General features: G+C 39.9%; 15 protein-coding genes. 5 read left to right on the forward strand and 10 right to left on the reverse strand.

Annotation, left to right across the window (positions count from 1 at the left end; genetic code table 11):
- The first annotated feature begins 286 nt into the window (after positions 1-286).
- Complete coding sequence (gene yaaA, locus FTT71_RS05965) at positions 287-1,066, forward strand: peroxide stress protein YaaA (RefSeq protein ID WP_179990676.1); 780 nt, start codon at positions 287-289, stop codon at positions 1,064-1,066.
- An 82-nt stretch (positions 1,067-1,148) separates the two neighbouring features.
- On the opposite strand, the gene FTT71_RS05970 is transcribed toward yaaA, so the two are convergent.
- From FTT71_RS05970 to FTT71_RS05980, 3 genes are all read right to left on the reverse strand, one after another.
- Positions 1,149-2,591, reverse strand: a complete 1,443-nt coding sequence (locus FTT71_RS05970; RefSeq protein ID WP_180160800.1) for a deoxyribodipyrimidine photo-lyase — start codon at positions 2,589-2,591, stop codon at positions 1,149-1,151.
- A 254-nt stretch (positions 2,592-2,845) separates the two neighbouring features.
- Positions 2,846-3,328: a peptidylprolyl isomerase gene (gene slyD, locus FTT71_RS05975; RefSeq protein ID WP_004972992.1), complete on the reverse strand. Its 483-nt coding sequence runs from the start codon at positions 3,326-3,328 to the stop codon at positions 2,846-2,848.
- 283 nt (positions 3,329-3,611) lie between these two features.
- Positions 3,612-4,922 carry a D-alanyl-D-alanine carboxypeptidase family protein gene (locus tag FTT71_RS05980; protein ID WP_180079903.1) on the reverse strand — a complete coding sequence of 437 codons (1,311 nt, stop codon included), beginning with the start codon at positions 4,920-4,922 and terminating at the stop codon, positions 3,612-3,614.
- A 203-nt stretch (positions 4,923-5,125) separates the two neighbouring features.
- Here FTT71_RS05980 and FTT71_RS05985 point away from each other — a divergent pair, with 203 nt between their 5' ends.
- On the forward strand, positions 5,126-6,829 hold the full coding sequence (locus FTT71_RS05985) for a M61 family metallopeptidase (RefSeq protein WP_180160816.1): 1,704 nt from the start codon (positions 5,126-5,128) through the stop codon (positions 6,827-6,829).
- 95 nt (positions 6,830-6,924) lie between these two features.
- Here FTT71_RS05985 and FTT71_RS05990 read toward each other — a convergent pair whose 3' ends face one another.
- The 3 genes from FTT71_RS05990 to FTT71_RS06000 all read right to left on the reverse strand — a co-directional run bounded on the left by FTT71_RS05990 (position 6,925) and on the right by FTT71_RS06000 (position 8,473).
- Positions 6,925-7,710: an rRNA large subunit pseudouridine synthase E gene (locus FTT71_RS05990; protein WP_096901872.1), complete on the reverse strand. Its 786-nt coding sequence runs from the start codon at positions 7,708-7,710 to the stop codon at positions 6,925-6,927.
- 258 nt (positions 7,711-7,968) lie between these two features.
- Positions 7,969-8,235 (reverse strand): type II toxin-antitoxin system RelE/ParE family toxin, encoded by a 267-nt coding sequence (locus FTT71_RS05995; RefSeq protein WP_154320646.1) that lies wholly within the window; start codon positions 8,233-8,235, stop codon positions 7,969-7,971.
- On the reverse strand, positions 8,189-8,473 hold the full coding sequence (locus tag FTT71_RS06000) for a type II toxin-antitoxin system Phd/YefM family antitoxin (RefSeq protein ID WP_154320647.1): 285 nt from the start codon (positions 8,471-8,473) through the stop codon (positions 8,189-8,191). The genes FTT71_RS05995 and FTT71_RS06000 overlap by 47 nt, the downstream gene beginning before the upstream one ends.
- A gap of 380 nt (positions 8,474-8,853) precedes the next feature.
- Between FTT71_RS06000 and FTT71_RS06005 the strand changes: the two genes are divergently transcribed.
- A complete protein-coding gene (locus FTT71_RS06005; protein WP_179991074.1) occupies positions 8,854-9,675 on the forward strand; it encodes a PhzF family phenazine biosynthesis protein in 822 nt (273 codons plus the stop codon).
- Between the two features lie 240 nt (positions 9,676-9,915).
- Complete coding sequence (locus tag FTT71_RS06010) at positions 9,916-12,732, forward strand: pitrilysin family protein (RefSeq protein WP_154320649.1); 2,817 nt, start codon at positions 9,916-9,918, stop codon at positions 12,730-12,732.
- 96 nt (positions 12,733-12,828) lie between these two features.
- On the opposite strand, the gene FTT71_RS06015 is transcribed toward FTT71_RS06010, so the two are convergent.
- Positions 12,829-13,893: an amidohydrolase gene (locus tag FTT71_RS06015; protein WP_179989590.1), complete on the reverse strand. Its 1,065-nt coding sequence runs from the start codon at positions 13,891-13,893 to the stop codon at positions 12,829-12,831.
- Between the two features lie 143 nt (positions 13,894-14,036).
- Positions 14,037-14,438, reverse strand: a complete 402-nt coding sequence (locus FTT71_RS06020; RefSeq protein ID WP_004973007.1) for a DUF3144 domain-containing protein — start codon at positions 14,436-14,438, stop codon at positions 14,037-14,039.
- 108 nt (positions 14,439-14,546) lie between these two features.
- Between FTT71_RS06020 and FTT71_RS06025 the strand changes: the two genes are divergently transcribed.
- The gene (locus FTT71_RS06025; RefSeq protein WP_167846097.1) at positions 14,547-15,179 is read left to right on the forward strand and encodes a hypothetical protein; all 633 of its coding nucleotides are present in this window, start codon (positions 14,547-14,549) and stop codon (positions 15,177-15,179) included.
- A 121-nt stretch (positions 15,180-15,300) separates the two neighbouring features.
- On the opposite strand, the gene FTT71_RS06030 is transcribed toward FTT71_RS06025, so the two are convergent.
- Entirely contained in the window at positions 15,301-16,767 is a 1,467-nt protein-coding gene (locus FTT71_RS06030) for a CHAD domain-containing protein (RefSeq protein ID WP_167846096.1), read from the reverse strand.
- Positions 16,768-16,971: 204 nt separating this feature from the next.
- Positions 16,972-18,438: a CYTH domain-containing protein gene (locus FTT71_RS06035; protein WP_179993750.1), complete on the reverse strand. Its 1,467-nt coding sequence runs from the start codon at positions 18,436-18,438 to the stop codon at positions 16,972-16,974.
- Positions 18,439-18,472 lie beyond the last annotated feature (34 nt).

Genomic DNA, 18,472 nt, shown 5'->3' on the forward strand with positions numbered 1-18,472 from the left:
TTTAACCCGCTTAATTTGGGAGAGTTAAGTGGGTTTTTTATTGCCTAGAGAAATGTTGCAAGTACTATAAAAAAAATAAGCTCAACTGATCAGAGTGAATCAATGTTTTTTTAAAGCAGACACTGAAATAAAAGCACCTCAGCCTCCACGTTGGATTGATCTAAGAGATCATCTTCTAGCAATACAACGCAACGTGTTTTTCCGATAGGGTTAAACAAAAACACGCATTGGAGTTTGTTGAAAGCTGCTGCTATAGTGAGCGCAGTATTTTTTATTTAGGTGGTTTATGCTCGCTTTAATTTCTCCAGCCAAGACTTTAGATTATGAAACTGCATTACCAAGCGATGAATATACTCAACCTAGATTACTTCAACATTCACAAGAGTTAATTGATGTAGCACGTAAACTTTCTGCTACAGAAATTGCCAGTTTAATGAGTGTCAGTGAAAAAATTGCCACTTTGAATGTCGAGCGTTTTCGTGACTGGCAAGCAGAGTTTGATCTTGCCAATGCACGTCAGGCCATGTTTGCCTTTAAAGGTGATGTGTACACAGGCTTAGATGCTTATAGTTTATCTGCTGCAGAGATTGAGTTTGCTCAACAACACTTGCGCATGCTTTCTGGCTTATATGGCTTATTGCGTCCATTGGATTTAATGATGCCGTATCGTTTGGAAATGGGCACTAAGTTGCATAATGCGCGCGGTGAAAATTTGTATCGTTTCTGGGGCGATATCATCACCAATTTAATTAACCAAGATTTAAAACATAACCAGTCGGCATTATTGGTGAATCTAGCTTCCGATGAATATTATAAGTCGGTGCAGGAAGCAAAAATTCAGGCTGAAATTATTAAACCTGTATTTTTAGATCAGAAAAATGGTAAATATAAAGTCATCAGTTTTTATGCCAAAAAAGCCCGTGGTTTGATGGCACGTTTTATCATCGAGAATAAATTAGAACGCGCAGAAGACTTAAAAGCATTCAATAGTGAAGGTTATTATTTCGATGCAGACAGTTCTTTAAAAGGCGAATTGGTCTTTAAACGTGACGAGCAAGCCGCCTAACTGTCGGTTTAATCGTTGAATCTCCCATCATGCTAACCTATGGCAGATGGGGGCGAGACTGACCAATCTCCTGTTTGTACTCTTAAAGCTGTTTAAAGGCTTCTATGGCACGTAATCGGCTAAGTTTTAAATCTACAATTGGATGAGGATAATCCAGTTTTAGATTTGGATTTTTCGCATATGGTTCATGAATATTTTTGGCATCTAAATGAGCCAGTTTAGGTAGCCATGTGCGAATATAATCACCATTGGGGTCAAACTTTTGTGATTGGCTCACAGGGTTGAAAATCCTAAAATAGGGCACTGCATCTGTACCAGTCGAGGCACACCATTGCCAGCCACCGTTATTGGCAGCCAAATCACCATCAATTAAATGTTGCATAAACCACTGTTCGCCCAAGCGCCAGTCAATTAACAGGTTTTTGCACAGAAACATTGCGCAAATCATTCTGACTCGATTATGCATCCAGCCCGTTTGCAAAAGTTGTTGCATGCCTGCATCCACAATGGGGATGCCTGTTTTTCCTTGTTGCCATGCTGCTAAACCTGCAGGATCATTTCGCCACGCCACCTGTGCGGTCTGATCTTTAAAAGGGCGGTGCTTTGAAACTTTGGGATAATCAAACAAAATATGTTGATAAAACTCACGCCAAAGTAATTCATCTAACCAAGTTTGTTGTCCTACATTTTCGAGATGAAAATGCCCTTGTGAATGAGCAAAAACCGCAGCCAGACATTGCCGAATGGAGAGAATGCCACAGTTTAAATACGCAGATAATTGGCTGGTACCAGACAACGCAGGAAAATCACGCTGTTGCTGATAATCGTGCATTTTTTCACGTGTAAAATCATCCAACAAGTGATGTGCATGTTGTTCCGTGACTGCCCATAAGTTTTGTTGTGCCGTTGGAAGCGGGTCGAAACCTAAGTGTTCTAAACTTGGTACAGTAGAGAGATATTGTTCAGGAAGTTGAATCGACGTTTGAGCTTGTGGCAGAGGAAAGCAACGCGGAATACTGACATTCAACTGTTGATAGGCATACTTTTTAAATGCGCTGAATACCTGATACGGTTTCATGCTCTGATTGCGCACCGTACCCACAGGAAAAAGCGTGCGGTCATGGTACAAAACCAAATCCTGACCGTGTTGGTTCAAGGTTTGTTGAACTTCAAGATCACGTTTTAGCTCATTCACTCCCAATTCAATATTGGCATAAATATTTTGAATCGGATGAGAGTCCTTCAATGTTTGGCATAGTTGGAGCAGTGTTTGTGCAATGTCAGCCCAAGATGGTGTAATTTGAACAATCAGTGGGATATTGAGTTGTGCGAGTTCGTCTTTTAGTGCATTTAATTGACGCAAGTAAAAGTCAATTTTAATGGGCGCATCGTGATGTAAACGATATTGCTGAGGCGAAAGAATCACCACGCCAATACAAGCTCCTGCTTGGCTAGCATGCCAAAGTGCGGTGTGATCTGAAATTCTTAAATCTTGTCGGAACCAAACTAAATTATAGTTTTGCATGGGAAGAATGCTTGATGTGAGCGCTAGAAAGGTGACTTCATTATAAGCATGACTGGGTAAAATTGTCTTAAATGCGAAGGGTTTAATTGTCCAATAAAACGACAATGTGCTGTGTTGATTTTTCCTGTAATGATCTTTCCGCAATAGTCTGCCTGAAAGGATCTTTCAGTCATGTGCTTATCCTGAATTTTAGAATGACAAACAAAAAAGGCAAAGTAAAAATACTTTGCCTTTTGCTTCGATCAATACTGATCTTAGTGGTGATGACCACCCGCACCGTGTACGTGACCGTGATCTAATTCTTCTTGAGAAGCTTCACGGATTTCAACGATTTCTACTTCAAACGTTAAATCTTGACCAGCAAGTGGGAAGTTTGCATCAACAATTACGTTGTCACCTTCAACTGCTTTTACAGTTACGATTTGAACGCCATCATCAGTTTGCGCTTGGAACTGCATGCCCGCTTGGATGTTGTCTACACCTTGGAACATTTGTGCAGGAACTTCTTGTACTAAGTCTGGGTTGTATTCGCCATAACCTTCAGCTGCAGGTACGTTTACAGTAAATTTTTCACCTACTGTTTTACCTTCTAACGCTTTTTCTAAACCAGGGATGATATTACCTGCACCATGCAAATAGGCAAGTGGTTCACCTTGAGATTTGTCGAGAGTTTCACCCTCTGCGTTAGTCAATGTGTAGTGGAAAGAAACCACGAGGTCATTTGCAATAGCAGTCATGTTATTGATCCATTCAATTTTTTAAGGGTACATCATAAAGTGAAACGTGGAATTTGTTATAGACATTTCTGCAAATTCTTCACTTTTCCGAGTTTTTTATGACATTTTTTAGTTAATCGGGGCAAATTTTATAATTTCAATGCAAATTTATGCGTCATACCTATAAATTTGCAGATTTTATGGCAGGCTCATTTTAAGCCCTTTGTATGATGTGTAGATGACAATAAAAAAGATGGGACATTGCCCATCTTGGTGATATTTAATTCTTGAGGATCATCGGCTTCTAACCGAGTGAAGTTTTCTCATCTTCTACAGGTTGATGGCTAAAGAAATTAAACAAACTACCAAACCACATCATGATTCTTTCAAAAATATTGGCTTCAACAATGTTGACATGTTCTTCAATCGCAAAGCTGTTAATCAATTGATTATTTTGATAAACGTGTACGGTTGCAAGTTTCATGACCTGTGCCAATGGCGCAGTCAGCAATTTTTCAGACAATTCAATATTGACATGCGTTTGTGTACGCTGTGCAGGTTCAAGTGTTTCTAATCCACCTTGTGCATTCAGAAGTTGTAAACGTTGAGTGCTTTGATCAAACTGCGCCATGTTAATTGCATGTGGCTGTTCATACAGCGATGTCGTCACAAACTTTGGCTGACTGCTTTCAATCTTAAACATGCGTAAAGTCGATTTCACCACAGGCAATTCTGCAATCATTTGTTTGGGTTTAATCGCGACTTCATTACGGGTATAGCTATAGGCTAAATTTAATAATTGATGTGCCACCTCAGCGCGTTTTTGCGCACTCTTGGTTCCCATCACCACCACTACCAAACGACGTTCAGGTGCATCACTGTCCAGTGTTGGGCGGTTTGCGGTTAGGGCAAGGTTGTAGCCTGCAGCTTTGGTGAAGCCTGTTTTTAATCCATCTACACTTGGGTCTTGTTTTAATAAAATATTGGTCGCACGGTGAAAGTGCTGATTATAGGTAAAACTGGTCTGTTTTGAATAAGCCAAATAATCGGGTGTTTCAGTCACAATCGCTTGTGCCAAACGTGCCATATCTGCCGCAGAAGAATAATGGTTTGGCATGGTCACACCAGACGGATTCTGAAAATGTGTGTCTTGCATACCCAAAGCTTGCGCTTCCTGATTCATTCGGGCAATAAACTGCGGCACACCACCTGCAACACGTTCACCTAAAGTGAGTGCAGCATCGTTAGCAGACATAATAATTAAGCCTGCCAATAATTGATCTACCGAAATCTGCTCACCTGCTTTTAGATACATTTGTGATTCATCCCACATCACTTGTTCTACCACAGGTGTTGCGGTCAAAATTTCATGTCGGTCTAATTTACCTGCCTGAATATCTTTCAGCACAATATAGGCCACCATCATTTTAGTGAGTGAAGCAGGTGCACGTTGTACGTGACTATTGTGTTCTGCAATCACTTGCCCAGATTGTGGGTCTAAAATTGCCCATGCTTCGGCTTCGACACTTTCAGCTTGAATATTCAATAATGCGGCATGCGTGATTGCGCTGCAGAGCCAGCAGAGCGCCGCAATCAGATAGATAACACGTTTCAAAGAAGTTCCTTATTTACACCAATCCATTGGTGTCACAATGGTTTTAAGCAGCAAAAACAATAACAATTGACTAGGGAATGCTATGCCTTTTTTGCTCAGATGGCTACCCATAAATGCAGACAAATCTCATCTTGACGCATCAATTGCTAAAAAATGTTAAGCTTGTTGCCAAGTTCTTATTTATACATTTTGTATTGCCCATTATGTTGCATTATCAAATCGAATTTGACGATTATCGTCAGCATCTTATGCATGTCACCGTGCGTTTTTTGGCTAATCCTACTCAGGTTTTATCTCTACCCACTTGGATTCCAGGCAGCTATTTAATTCGTGAATTTTCCAAACATCTTGAGTCGGTACGTGCTTATGATGAAGCGGGGCGTATCCTCAAAATTCAGAAATTTGAAAAGAATAAATGGCGCTTATTTAACACCGATCATGAATTGATTACGGTGGAATATGATGTCTACGCTTATGATTTGTCAGTGCGTGGCGCTTATGTCGATCAAACCCGTTTATACGTCAATCCTGCCTGTGCCTGTTTGGGCTTAGATGGGCAAGAAGATAAAGCTATTGAAGTTGAATTATTTTTACCAGACGAGCTGAAGCATTTTCAGCTTGCGACAGGTTTGGCAGCAAAAAGTTTGGTGAAAGGGCGTTATACCTTAAAAGCCAAAAACTATGCCGAACTGATTGATGCACCGTTTGAATTGGCAGAACAAACCCGTTTTAGTTTTACCGCAGCAGATATTCCACACGAATTTGTGGTTTCGGGCAAACATGCAATGAACGCTGCGCGTATGCAGCAAGATATTGAAAAAATTTGTGCTACACAAATTACCATGTTTGGTTCTGCGCCATTTGAAAACTATACCTTTATGACCATGGCAACAGGCAATAGCTATGGCGGTTTAGAGCATCCAAACAGTACCAGTTTAATTACACCGCGTGATGATTTGCCGAAAGCTAACGAACCTGAACAACCTTCTAAAGATTATCAGCGCTTTTTAGGTCTGTGCAGCCATGAGTATTTTCATAGTTGGTTGGTGAAATTCATTCGTCCTGAAAGCTTTGTGAATTATGATCTGAATCAGGAAGGTTATACATCGCTGTTATGGATTTTTGAAGGCTTTACGTCTTATTACGATGATTTGTTATTGCTGCGTAGTGGTGTAATTGATCAGGCGGCTTATTTGGAGTTGCTCAAAGCACAAATTGATCGTTATTTGCAAAATCCGGGTCGTGCGATTCAAACGGTAGCAGAATCCAGTTTTGATGCTTGGGTCAAGTTCTATCGTCAAGATGAAAACTCGAACAATGCAGGAACCAGCTACTATAACAAAGGCTGTTTGGTGGCTTTATGTTTAGATTTGGGCTTGCGTTTACGTGGTTCAAGCTTAGATGCCTTAATGCAGAAATTGTACGCTAATGCGCAACAGGGCATTCAAGTGCATGAGCGCACTATCTTTGAATTATGTAAAGAATTGACAGGAGATGATTGGTCGGAGCAAATCCATCATTTAATTAACACGACTGATGAATTGCCGCTCGATCAGTTATTGCCTGAATTTGGCGTTGATTATCAGCTAAAACAGGATAAGTCTTTGCCGTTTGGTTTAAAATTGGCAGATAAACCTGAAGGGGTGTTGGTACAAGCTGCCCATCGTGAAGGTGCTGCGGCAAAAGCAGGACTTTCTGCGCTTGATGTGATTGTTGCGATTGATGGCTTAAAGGCATCTGTAAAATCACTTGAGCAATATGCCAAACAGGATGCAGCTTATACTGTTCATGCATTTCGCCGTGATGAGTTGATGACTTTTGAACTGAATGCTGCGCAGATTGAATTGCCAGAAGTGGCATTAAGCGTTACAGATCAGGCAAAAGTAGAACAGTGGTTAAAAGGCTGAGTTAAAGTTTAATTTAAAGTTCAGCTATAAAAAAATGGATGCTTCGGCATCCATTTTTGTATCTTGAACAAGTTGAGTTTTGACTCACCAACTCATTAACGTGCCCGACGTCCACGGCTTTTGGTATTAGGGCGTGTAGTACCATTGGTCTTACGACGAGGTTTCTCACTTTCTTCCATTTGCCAAATACGTGGCGTACCTGATTTTTTCTTGGTAGTGCCATCTTTATTTTTCTTTTGATGGATTGGCTTGCCACCCGTACCACCAGGTTTTTTCACATAAGAACGCGAGCGATACGGTTCAGCAGCAGGCACATCTTTAAAATCAGGATACAACAACGGTTCGATTTCTTTAGTTTCACCGGGTTGTAAACCCAACTGTACCAAGTCAATCGAACCAATTTTGGTGCGGATTAAACGCAAAGTTGGAAAACCAACCGCAGCCGTCATACGACGCACTTGGCGGTTGCGACCTTCACAAATTGAAATTTCAATCCACGAAGTAGGTACAGAAGCACGGAAACGTACAGGAGGATCACGCTCCCACAACCATTCAGGCTCATCGACTTTATACGCTTGCGCAGGCAAAGTCATGCCATCTTTCAGTTCCACGCCTTTACGCAATTGTGCCAAGGCATCTTCAGTGACATCACCATCGACTTGAACCAAATAGGTTTTGTATTTTTTATTGGCTGGATTGGTAATAAACTGATTCAAGCCGCCATGATCAGTCAAGAACACCAAGCCTTCCGAATCCATATCTAAACGACCAGCTAAACGTAAGTCTGGATCATCAACAAAAGCCGACATGGTGAGATGTTTTTCATCTTCACGGAATTGAGAGAGAACGTCATATGGTTTATTTAAGATGACGATTTTCATAAGAAATGCTTCTTTAAATTCAATAAATTGGGAAAATTGAGAGTATTTAAAAGGAAAAACGGGCGATTTCCAATTAAATCGCAAATACAGTGCGTTTGAGATGGCTCTATTATGCGATAAGAATGGGGGAAAGTATTGCTTATTGATAAATATTTTTTTGGTGTGCTTGCCAAAATGAGCAGCAGTATCACAACGATTAAAAACTAGAAAGCTAAGCGCTAAAAAGCCCTACAATCTGAAATTGAGGGCTAATCTAGCTTACATATTTTTATAGACAGTATCTCGCCGATCAACATCTAGGACTAATACAAGAACCCTATCGTCAATAACTTGGTACACCAATCTATATCCTGCAGATTTAAGCTTTAGTTTATAAAGATCAGAAGATCCACGTAACTTATTTTTAGGTATCTTGGGAAAATCTAAGATTGCTTCCAACTTTTTAATAAATTGTTCAGCAATTTGTGGATTTAGTTTATCAAACTTCTTCAGAGCTGCGTCTGCGAACTCTAGCTCGTAGGTCATTAATAGATACCTTTACTGTTTCTGTAGTATCAACTTGTTCAGCCAGTTTTATAAGCTCTCGATCTTCAATTAAGTCCATCATTTCTTCATATAACTCAGCAGGAACACAGTAAAAAGCAGGGGTATTTCTATTCAGAATAGCGACAGCTTCACCAAATCCTTCATTGACGACTTTCATTGGGTTTTCTTTAAGCTTCGAAACACTAGCGACAAATCGACTGTGAATAATGTTGTTCATTAGCATCACTCCACAATATGTACAGACAATATAATCAATTTAAAGACCTGATGCAAGTCCTGTTAATAGGTCTATAAAGATGCTATTACGAAATGAAAGCTAATGAATACAAATGACCGTCTTTCCTCGATTAAGCCGTATTAAATGCTGGACAAGCAATCTTCTACTTAATCAAATATTGGAATAAAGAAGGCAGCTTTTACAAACTTGGCATCACAGCCAATAACATACTTACTAGATATTACAGCTCGCTTTATGCCGAATTAATCCAAAATCAAACTACTAGGCAGATTGAAAGTATAGAAATTGGCTAGGCACTTATAGTGAAAAGAACTTAAGATGAAATAAGTGTATATATTTTTAGGATCATGAGTTCATTAATGAAAATTTACCAAGTCGATGCTTTTAGCCATGAATTATTTAAAGGCAATCCTGCTGCCGTACTTGTTAGTAAAACATGGTTAGCCGATGATTTAATGCAAAATATCGCATTGGAAAATAATCTGTCTGAAACCGCTTTTGTCAAAATGATAGATGCGGAAAACTTTGAAATTCGCTGGTTTACACCCACAACAGAAGTCGATTTTTGTGGACATGCGACACTTGCCAGCGGCTTTGTTTTATTTAAGGATTATACCGAGACAAAGACAATTCAATTTCATGTGAAAAAATTGGGGATTTTTACAGTTCAGCAACAGCAAGATGGCAAAATTTGCATGAATTTCCCAATTCGTGCTGCCCAACAAGTTGAAGATTATCCCGATATTTTACGCCAAGCTTTGACTAAACCATTTAAAAACGTCTATATCAATGCGCAAGCCTATATTGTGGAATATGAATCGGTACAAGATGTGTTAGATGAACAGCCTAACCTTGAATTATTAAAACAATTGGGACAGTTGCGCACAGCCATTACGGCACAGTCGAGTGTTGATGTTGCGATTACTGTCTCTGCAAATACACAGTATGACTGCGTATCGCGTTATTTTGCACCAGCCATGGGCATTGCAGAAGATCCTGTTACAGGTTCAATTCATACTGCAATTGCACCGCTATGGGCAGAAAAATTACAGCAAACCGAACTTGTGGCATATCAGGCTTCTGCCCGAGGTGGCGTACTGTATTGCAAGATTTTGCCTAATGATCGCATCGAAATTTCAGGTTATGCGCAGTTATATTTGCAGGGTGAAATCATGATTTAAACATGCACAGCATTAGACCTCTTTCATCCATTTAAAAATGTTCAAATGCAGGGTCAAAATTGAGTTTTCATTTTACTTTATTTTGGAGATGAAGCTGAGATGAGAGAAGTCTGCTGGATTTTTTTCTTGGTTTTAACTTACATCATTTGCAAATATTTACTGTGGGTTTAATTGCAGCTTGTTATGCTGTTTGCGCTCAAGTTGAAAATTGTCATATTTCATGGCAAATCAAAAAATAGAATGAAATCAATCGGGAAAAAGAAGTTGCTACGTTTTAAAACTCTCACTTTATCTTTATGTGTACTGGCATTTAATGGCGTGATTTTCGCGCAGCCAGTTTTAGTAAAATCTAAGCAAGAAATACAAGAATATCAACTTGATAATGGCTTAAAAGTCATTTTGGCACCCAATCAGAAAGAAAATAAAGTCTTTATGAATATGGTGTATTTAACGGGTTCATTGAATGATCCACAAGGCAAAGGTGGTTTGGCACACTTGTTGGAACATTTGGCATTTAAAGGTACAGAAAACGTACCTGCCGAGGAGTTTCAGCGCCGTTTAGATCAATATAGTTTAATGCACAATGCCAGCACCGACTATTACTCGACTAAATACACCAACATCATTCGTCCTGAAACTCGCGCCGTCAATGAGATGATTTATCTTGAAGCGGAACGCATGGATAAATTGGTCATGCAGGAAAAATATGTGCCTGCCGAAATTGCGATTGTAAAGCGTGAACGCGAAGTGCGTATGGATCAACCGTTTTCAGTCTTGTTAGATCAGGTGTGGAAATCGGCCTATGGTAATCAGTATTTCGGACGCTTACCCATTGGCGATTTAAACGAACTGCAATCCATTAAAATGCAGGAGTTAAATCAATTTTACCGCACATGGTACGCGCCTAATAATGCTATTTTAGTGATGACAGGCAAGTTTGATCAGGCAGCGGTGTTAAAACAAATTGATCAACATTTTAGTCCAATTGCAGCACGACAAATTCCCAAACAAGTACAAGTGCCTCGATTAGACAGTAACAAAATTCAGCAACGAAATTTTGTGGTACAAAAGGGCAGTCAACTGGCCAAGTTTAATCTGTATTTAAATGGCAATGACGAAAAGATCAAAACCGCTTTGGTGCTGTCACCATATTTACATACATTGCAACCGAGTGGGCATTTGTATCAAGCACTGGTAGAAACAGGCAAAAGTACCATGGTGCAGTCTAGCACATGGTTAGATCAAGATTTTAATTTGGTGTTGATGGGGGCTTTGTATGCACCCAATCATGATGCCAAGCAAGTACAAACTGGCTTGAATCAAAGCATCGAACAGGCAAAAAACTTTGATGATGCCGAGTTACAACGTGTTAAAAACTTGATTCAAAATCAGGCTGACAGTGTCATGAATGATGCAGTGGCTTTGGGTGGTCGCTTGAGTGATTATGCTGTGGCTTATCAGGGGAATTGGACACAATACTGGCAAGATTTACAAGATATTCAGCAGTTAAATGTAGATACTCTTAATCAGCATTTAAAACAATTTTTTACTGCAGAACATCGCATAATAGGGGATATTCAACCCACCCCTGAAGATCAAAAACAGGCACTTACAGCAAAGAAAGCGGCTGAAACAGCAAAAACTTTAGATCAGCAAGATGCACCTGTTGCACCGTTGAAAGACGTGCAAAGTTATCAGCAAGAAGTGACAGACTATGTGCAAAAATCCAAACAAGCTTTGATTCAAAATGAAAAAAAGATTCAGCGTGGCAGCTTAAAAAATGGTGCCAAGTATGCATTATTTCCAACTGCAACGCGTGATGATAAAACCTATGCCACTATTTCGGTAAATTTTGGTACGGCACAATCTTTATTTAAGCAGGGCGAAATTTTAGATTTAACCGCGTATTTGTTGCTGCGTGCATCTCAAGAGCATAGTTTGCAAGACATCGCCGATCAGTCAATTGCTGCAGGTGGTTCGGCTTTTGCACAAGCCGATGCTAATGCGATTCATATTCAAATTGTGGCAAAAAAAGAAAAGTTTAATGCGTTTTTTAATTTTGTTTTAGATGTCATGCAAAACCCAAGTTTTGAGCAAAGTCAGTTTGATTTAATTCGTTCTCAAAGTTTATCCAGTTTAGAACGACCTTATACCGAGCCTGAAACTGTGGCTGCTTTGACTATGGCGCGTTTAATTGAAATTTACCCGCAGGGCGATTTACGCTATCACTTCGAACCTGGATTTGCGAAGCAACAACTGCAAGCTGCAACCCAAGCGCAGGTGCAGCAGTTATATCGTCAATTTTTCGCCATGAATTATGCACAGATTGCCATTACAGGTGAGTTTGATCCGAAACAAATTAAAAAAACTTTAGTTCAGCGTTTGGGGCAATCGCGTAATACGGAAGTGTATCAACGCTTAGATTCAGCCTATACGGCATATCCTGCGAAAAAGTTGCATGTATTGGCAGAACAGCGCGAATTTGGCAGTTATCAAAGTTTATTGACCTTGCCTTTGGGCGTAAATCATCCTGACACACCTGCCATGATGGTGCTGAGTTATATTTTGGGCGAATCGCAATTGTCTTCACGTTTGGCGCAAGAATTACGTGAAAAAAATGCATTGGTTTATGGTTTTAGTAGTGGTTTGAGTTTAAGTGAATTTGAACAATCGGGTGCGCTCAGTATTTCTGCGCAATACAGTGCAGGCAAGTCGGCTCAAGTGTCACAGGCGGTGCATAAAGTGTTGCAGGAATTGCGCCGTGATGGTGTCAGCTTGCAAGAAGTTGAAGCTGCAAAAGCCGATATTTTGAAAAAACGTGTGACTGCCTTGGAAGATGAACGCAGTATCCACCGTATGTTAGTGCCACAATTAGAACAAGGTCGTGATTTACGTTACCGTGAGCGACGTGATCAAGCGTTAGCAAAACTCAGCAAAGCCGATGTAGATGCTGTGATTCAGAAATATTTACGCTTAGAACATTTGCTTGAAGTAGCCGCCGATCAATATGGTCAAGCCAATGTTGAGGTGCTGCCGTTAAAGCCGCAGTCTAAATAAAGATTCAATTTAATTTTGAGCAGATACAAAAAACGCATCCATTTCGATGCGTTTTTTGTCTTCAAGTTTGCTATCTATGCTCAATTGGCTAAAGCTTTATAAACGATAAAACTGTTTGGCATTATGATGAAACACTTGCTGCAAAGCATTTGGATGATAGGCCGCAACAATATCACTAGTCGCATCAATTAAATTGACCAAAGACGTGCTCACTCGATCTATTGGAAAATTGGAAGCAAACATCAACCGATATATTCCAAAGCTTTGTAAGGCATGCTGAATCAGTGGTGCAGTTAAATCTATAATTTCCTGTTTTGAGGCTTCACGTTTTTGCAAGTGAAATTGATGTCCTAAAACAGGCATAAATAACCCTGAAATTTTGCTGTAAACATTTGGGCAGTGTGCCAACTCGGCAATATCTTCTTGCCAACGAAATAGAATATTTTCTCGTGCTGTTTTGGTCACGCCTGTATGTGTGCCAACTTGCCCGAACAGCCCCGCGGGTGTGCCCAAATGCTCAAGCACAATAGAAGTTTCTGGAAATTGTTTGGCCAATGCCAAGACATCACCCAATTGGGTCGAATACGTCCATGCATCAAAACTTAAATTATATTGCGCCAAAGCTTCAAAACCTTTTAGAAACTTTTTGTTCCGATATAAGTGTGGTTCGTCTGCCCAAGCAAAAATCCCGCGATCTTCATGCACGGCTGCCATTTTACGAATTCCGCGAAAATGCGGAGAAGCTTTGTGATGTAATTTGAGAATTTTCTTAAAATTAGAATCGCGCGGGTCTGCAGTGGCGACAATCGCGCCCAAAGCCAAACCATTATTTTTAAAATCCAGACTTTCTATAAATTCGGTTTCACCAACTACGCCTTTGCCTTTATGGTCGTGCCAATTGGCTTCAATATGCACGACTTTTTCAGCCGTATAAAAACCTAAGTCACGGGCATAATGCTCAGGTAAATAGGGCGATGTGACGTGCTCGGTGCGTCCTAAAGTTTCAATGAGTGTTTTTGGTTTTATCAGGCGGATGGTTTTATCTAGCAAATTGGGATGCTTGCCCAAAAGCTTAACAGCAAGTCGTGCGCTGTGCGGCGTGTTGTACGGATCCCACTGATGAATATGTGCATCAATGAGTGCAAATCCTAGGTTCTGCATAATCATCCTGTTTTTATGACGCTAGTATTTCACTATTCAAAGCCATCATGTTGCAAAAGGGAAGGGTTATTTATCGAAAAACTACAAATTTGAAAAATTGCCGCAATAAAAAAAGCCCTGTAGGGCTTTGTTTATACGCAAAATTAATGATCGTGCGAGTGGTCGTGATCATGTTTATGGGTATGGAATTCTTCGTTGTGGCGGAAGCGCAAATAGTTTTCAAACTGTTCGCAATATTCGTCATAGTTATCTTCAAGCATCATTTGAAATTGCTGCAAGATATATGACATAACTTGGTCTTTGGCATCGCGCATTTCATTGCCATCTTTAAAATTATTGGCTGCCACCCAAGTATTAAAACGTGCAGTAGCAAATAACATGGCAGCACTCACCTGACCACGAATTTCGGCAGGTTTTACTGTCGAGCCTTTTTCAAAATGACAGAAGCCATTGGCCTGTTTAATAAATTCATCGGCACGTTCAAAAAAAGCCGCATTTAATGCTTCTTCTTCGGTTACATCGGTTGCTTCAATCTTTTGAACCATGAATTTTTCCTAAGCTAAAAATCTGAATGTTTCATTATAGGCAAAGCCTTGCAGAAACAAAACCTTTGCCTTAAGCTAAAAATAGCCTAAGCAAAATTGGAGTGGTTGATGCAAGATGCGATTGCGGTACAAAGTTTAAAAAGCGACATTGCTTTATTACGTCAAAATATTTGGCCACCCGTGCAACTTGCCCATGTTGAAGGCTTGCCGATTTATTATGGAACACGCGCAGAAGTAGCAGAATACTATAAACAATGGACAGGGTTGATTGAACGTGCACAGGATTTATTTCAGCCTTTTATGCAAGATGCAGTCATTGATGCGGTGCATTTACCCAGTCATTTGAACTTGCCCTTATTTTATTTTCATGTCGATCGGATTCGAGTGAATAAAACCCGCGCCAAAGAATCGAAAACTTTTCGGGGGATTGCCAGCCTGATCGAAAAATGTGGGCAATTTGAACCGCAGGAAATTCAGCTCATGCAGCGTTGGTTAGACAGTGATGACAATGCAGCACTGGTGGCACATCGTGAGTTTATTGATTTGCGTACTTATGTGTTTCAGCATGGGCAAAGTGACTACACGCGCACCCGTTTTTATGTGAATGGTATTGTATTAAGTGTCGAACCATATTTTGAACTGGTCGATGCCCGAGATAAGCCACGTAAGCAGCGTAGTGACAGTTATCAAGACCCTTTGGCAGATAACCAAACATGGAAAGTATTTGGTAAATATCGTTAATCTTTTAGAAAGTTTGGAATTTGCAGATTAAATACTAATCTAAGATATAAAAAATAAGCTCAACATGAAATGAATCCCTGTTGAGCTTAAATGTGATCATTGATTGATGATCAAACTTCAACTACGACCAAAAAGGCTGACTTTCAGCAAACTGCTGTAAATCCTGTTCAATCTGTATGGAAATATGACGTTCTTCCGACGCAATCCAACCCAATACAAACCATGTTTTCGGTTCAGTTTGAGCATGGCTTTCATATAGACCTTGTGCCACCATTAAATCATTAAAATGCCCTAAAGTTTCCTGTAATGGTTTTAGGGTTTTTAAATACGTTTTGACGTCATCTTCTGCAAATAAACTACTCACAAACTCCACGGTATAGCGTAAACGTTTTACACGCTTACGCGTGCGGTGTTTAGATTCCACATCCAAGGTTTGGAAATGACCTGTATCATCACAAATTTGTTGATGCATTTTCTGCAAGCGTTTACGTAATACTTTTTTGAATGGTTTTGATTCTGCATCTGCAATCGCAGCCGAATGTGCAAAACTCATAAGTTGTAACAGTAATAAGGTTGTGGTCGGTGAGCGGAAAATTGCATCAATCGCAATGTTTTCAGATGCTGCAGGTGGTAGTTCGGTAATAGGTGAGCCTGCATTTTCAAGTTGCGGAATCAGACTTTCGCGCAAAGCATCTTGATCGCGGGTCGAACCTAACTGCTGAAAAAGTGTCGCCAATTGACTTTCCCAATTGTTATTTGCCAACGCATCATATTCAGCAAAAATTTTTAAGGCACTGCGTAAACGTCGAATGGCAACACGCGCTTGATGCACATGCCCACTGGCATAATCTTGACTGGCAATCGCAGTTGCATTTGGCAGCAAGTGTGCCAAACAATTCTGGGTAATTTGCGCCAACAACTCATGCATATTTTCGGGGTGTTGCAATTGCAAGGTACTTTGCTGCTGTACAGGAATCATGGTTTCATTGTTATACAGCATATTGCCACGCTGCGATTTACTGCGTGTGTCGAGCCATAAATGATATTTTTTAATCCACGGCTGAATATAGGCAATTAAGTCTGCAATTTCACCTTGTTTCAGTTCAAACTCAACTTCGTAAATTTCAACCGAATTTTTGCCTTGGCGGATTTCACCTAAATCAAAAGCAACTTCAATTTGGCTGTTTTTATAATGTGCCAATTGGCTGTAGCGTAAAACATCGGTTTCAAACTGCAGGGTTAAATCTACCTCTGAACCGTCTAAGGCTTTTTTTAAAATCTTTCGTGCTTGTTTATGATTTTCATAACATGCCAAATCACACAATTCAGGCGCATCATGTCCTAATTCATGTTCAAGCTCAAAGCGTTCATAATGTTGTGGACTAGGCGCTTTTAAAGTTTGTTTCCAAATATCGCCCTCTAAACGCTGACGCAGGGCAATGCGTTGCTTGGCTAAGTGCTGTTCAGGACTATCATAATATTTAGCCCATAAGCGTTGTTGTTGAACCAGTTTGTTCTTTTTAAATGCTTTTTCAAATGCCGCACGATAGTTGTGTGGAATTTGAAATTTTAATTCTATTTCACACATCGGGAATGCCCTTGATGAAACAAGATAAGTTCTCTTTACTATAGTGTAAATCTATAAATGAACAAGGGGAGAACTGTGAACAAAAGCTTGAAAAATAAAATAATTTGTATTTAGTTTTTAACACAAAGCAGCCGAATGAATATTCACAAGGCTGCCGTTGTATTGCAGTATTTTTAGCGTGTGCTTTGAGGATGTTAAGGATACTTATTTTAAGAATTTACGGCTCACCATAAATTGTTCTGTCGCTTCCAATAAACGCTGTGCATACACTTCCTGTTTTGCAGTGAGCCAACCTAAAACAAACCAGTCGCTCGCTTCCAATTCAGTTTGTTGAATGTATGCTGCAGAAGATGCCAACACTTGATATTCCTGTGCTGCAAGCTGTGCATCATTCAAAGCTTTACTATATTTCTGCAAATTTTTGACATCATAAATATGCGTCAAAATGGGGAAGCTAAATTTTAGTTCCTGAATACGCAAGGCCAGTTGATCTAAACTTTCAAAATCGTGAATATCACTGTGCTGTAATTGTTCATGCAACTGCTTATATTGCTGTTGCAACGTGTTTTGTGCGGCAGTTTTTAAGTCTAAACCTGAGTGATCGCTCGCGGCTAAACTAAACATCAATAATTCTAAATAGTGATGCACATTTTGCGTTGAACGGACTAAATTGACCAATTTTTCTTGGGCGTACAAGGTATCTTTTTTTAGGTTCTCTGCAGTCGTCGGGTTCTGTAAAAATGCGCCGAGTGTGGCTTGCATGTGTTCCAAATGCTGCAGGTGATCAAAATGTTGTTTAAATGCTGCAATTTGCATTGCCCATTTATCGCCTAAATGCTTCGACCAATCTTTAAATAAGGATAGTGTTAGTTGTAAATGTTGCAAAGCGAACTGCGCCTGATCAATATGACTTTGTTCGGCAACTTGAGCAGAAATTGCGGCAATATTGGGCAATAAATGCTGTAATTGTTGTGCAATTAACAGGCGTAAATTTTGGTCGGCATGGTCTTTTTTACTGAATTGAAATTCTTTGCTCTGAGCCGCAGGGCTGACTTTTTGCTGCACAGAAAGCAAATGTCCAATTTCTGCTTTATTGCGCACATCCAGCCATAAATGAAATTTTTTCACCCATTCAAAACTAAAAGCCAGCAATTGCTGAATTGAACCTTGTTTCAGTTCAAACTCAACTTCATGTACTTCAACTTCAGCATCTGCACAACGAATGTGACCAACATCTAAACTGATTTCAATGTCAGTATCTTCAACGGTCATTAGTCGTGAGGTACGTTGAATATCGGTTTCAAATTGTAGTTGCAACTGATCCCAATTTTGTCCCAAAGCTTGATTTAGCAATTGTTGTGCTTCGGGAATACTTTGATAAATTTGCAGATCAAGTTGTGGTGGAGTATCTGGATTTTCAGTTGGCGCAAGTGGATGGTTATGTTCAAAACTATGAAAATGACTTTGACCTGCCGCTTTTAAAGTTTGTACCCATTGCTCACCTTCTAAACGCAGTCTTAACGCCATGCCATGATGCGCCAAGCTGTGCGCAGATGTATCAAAATAGCGTGCTTCTAATGGAATTTGAGTCGATTTTTTCGGGTCTAAAGTTTTGAGTAGTGCAGTACGACGTGCGACTGGAATTTGAAATTTTAATTCAACTTCGACCATGAAAAATATCCTGAACGTAAAGCATGTTGCGCCA

This window comes from Acinetobacter sp. YH01004, assembly GCF_013420455.1.
GTDB lineage: Bacteria > Pseudomonadota > Gammaproteobacteria > Pseudomonadales > Moraxellaceae > Acinetobacter > Acinetobacter towneri.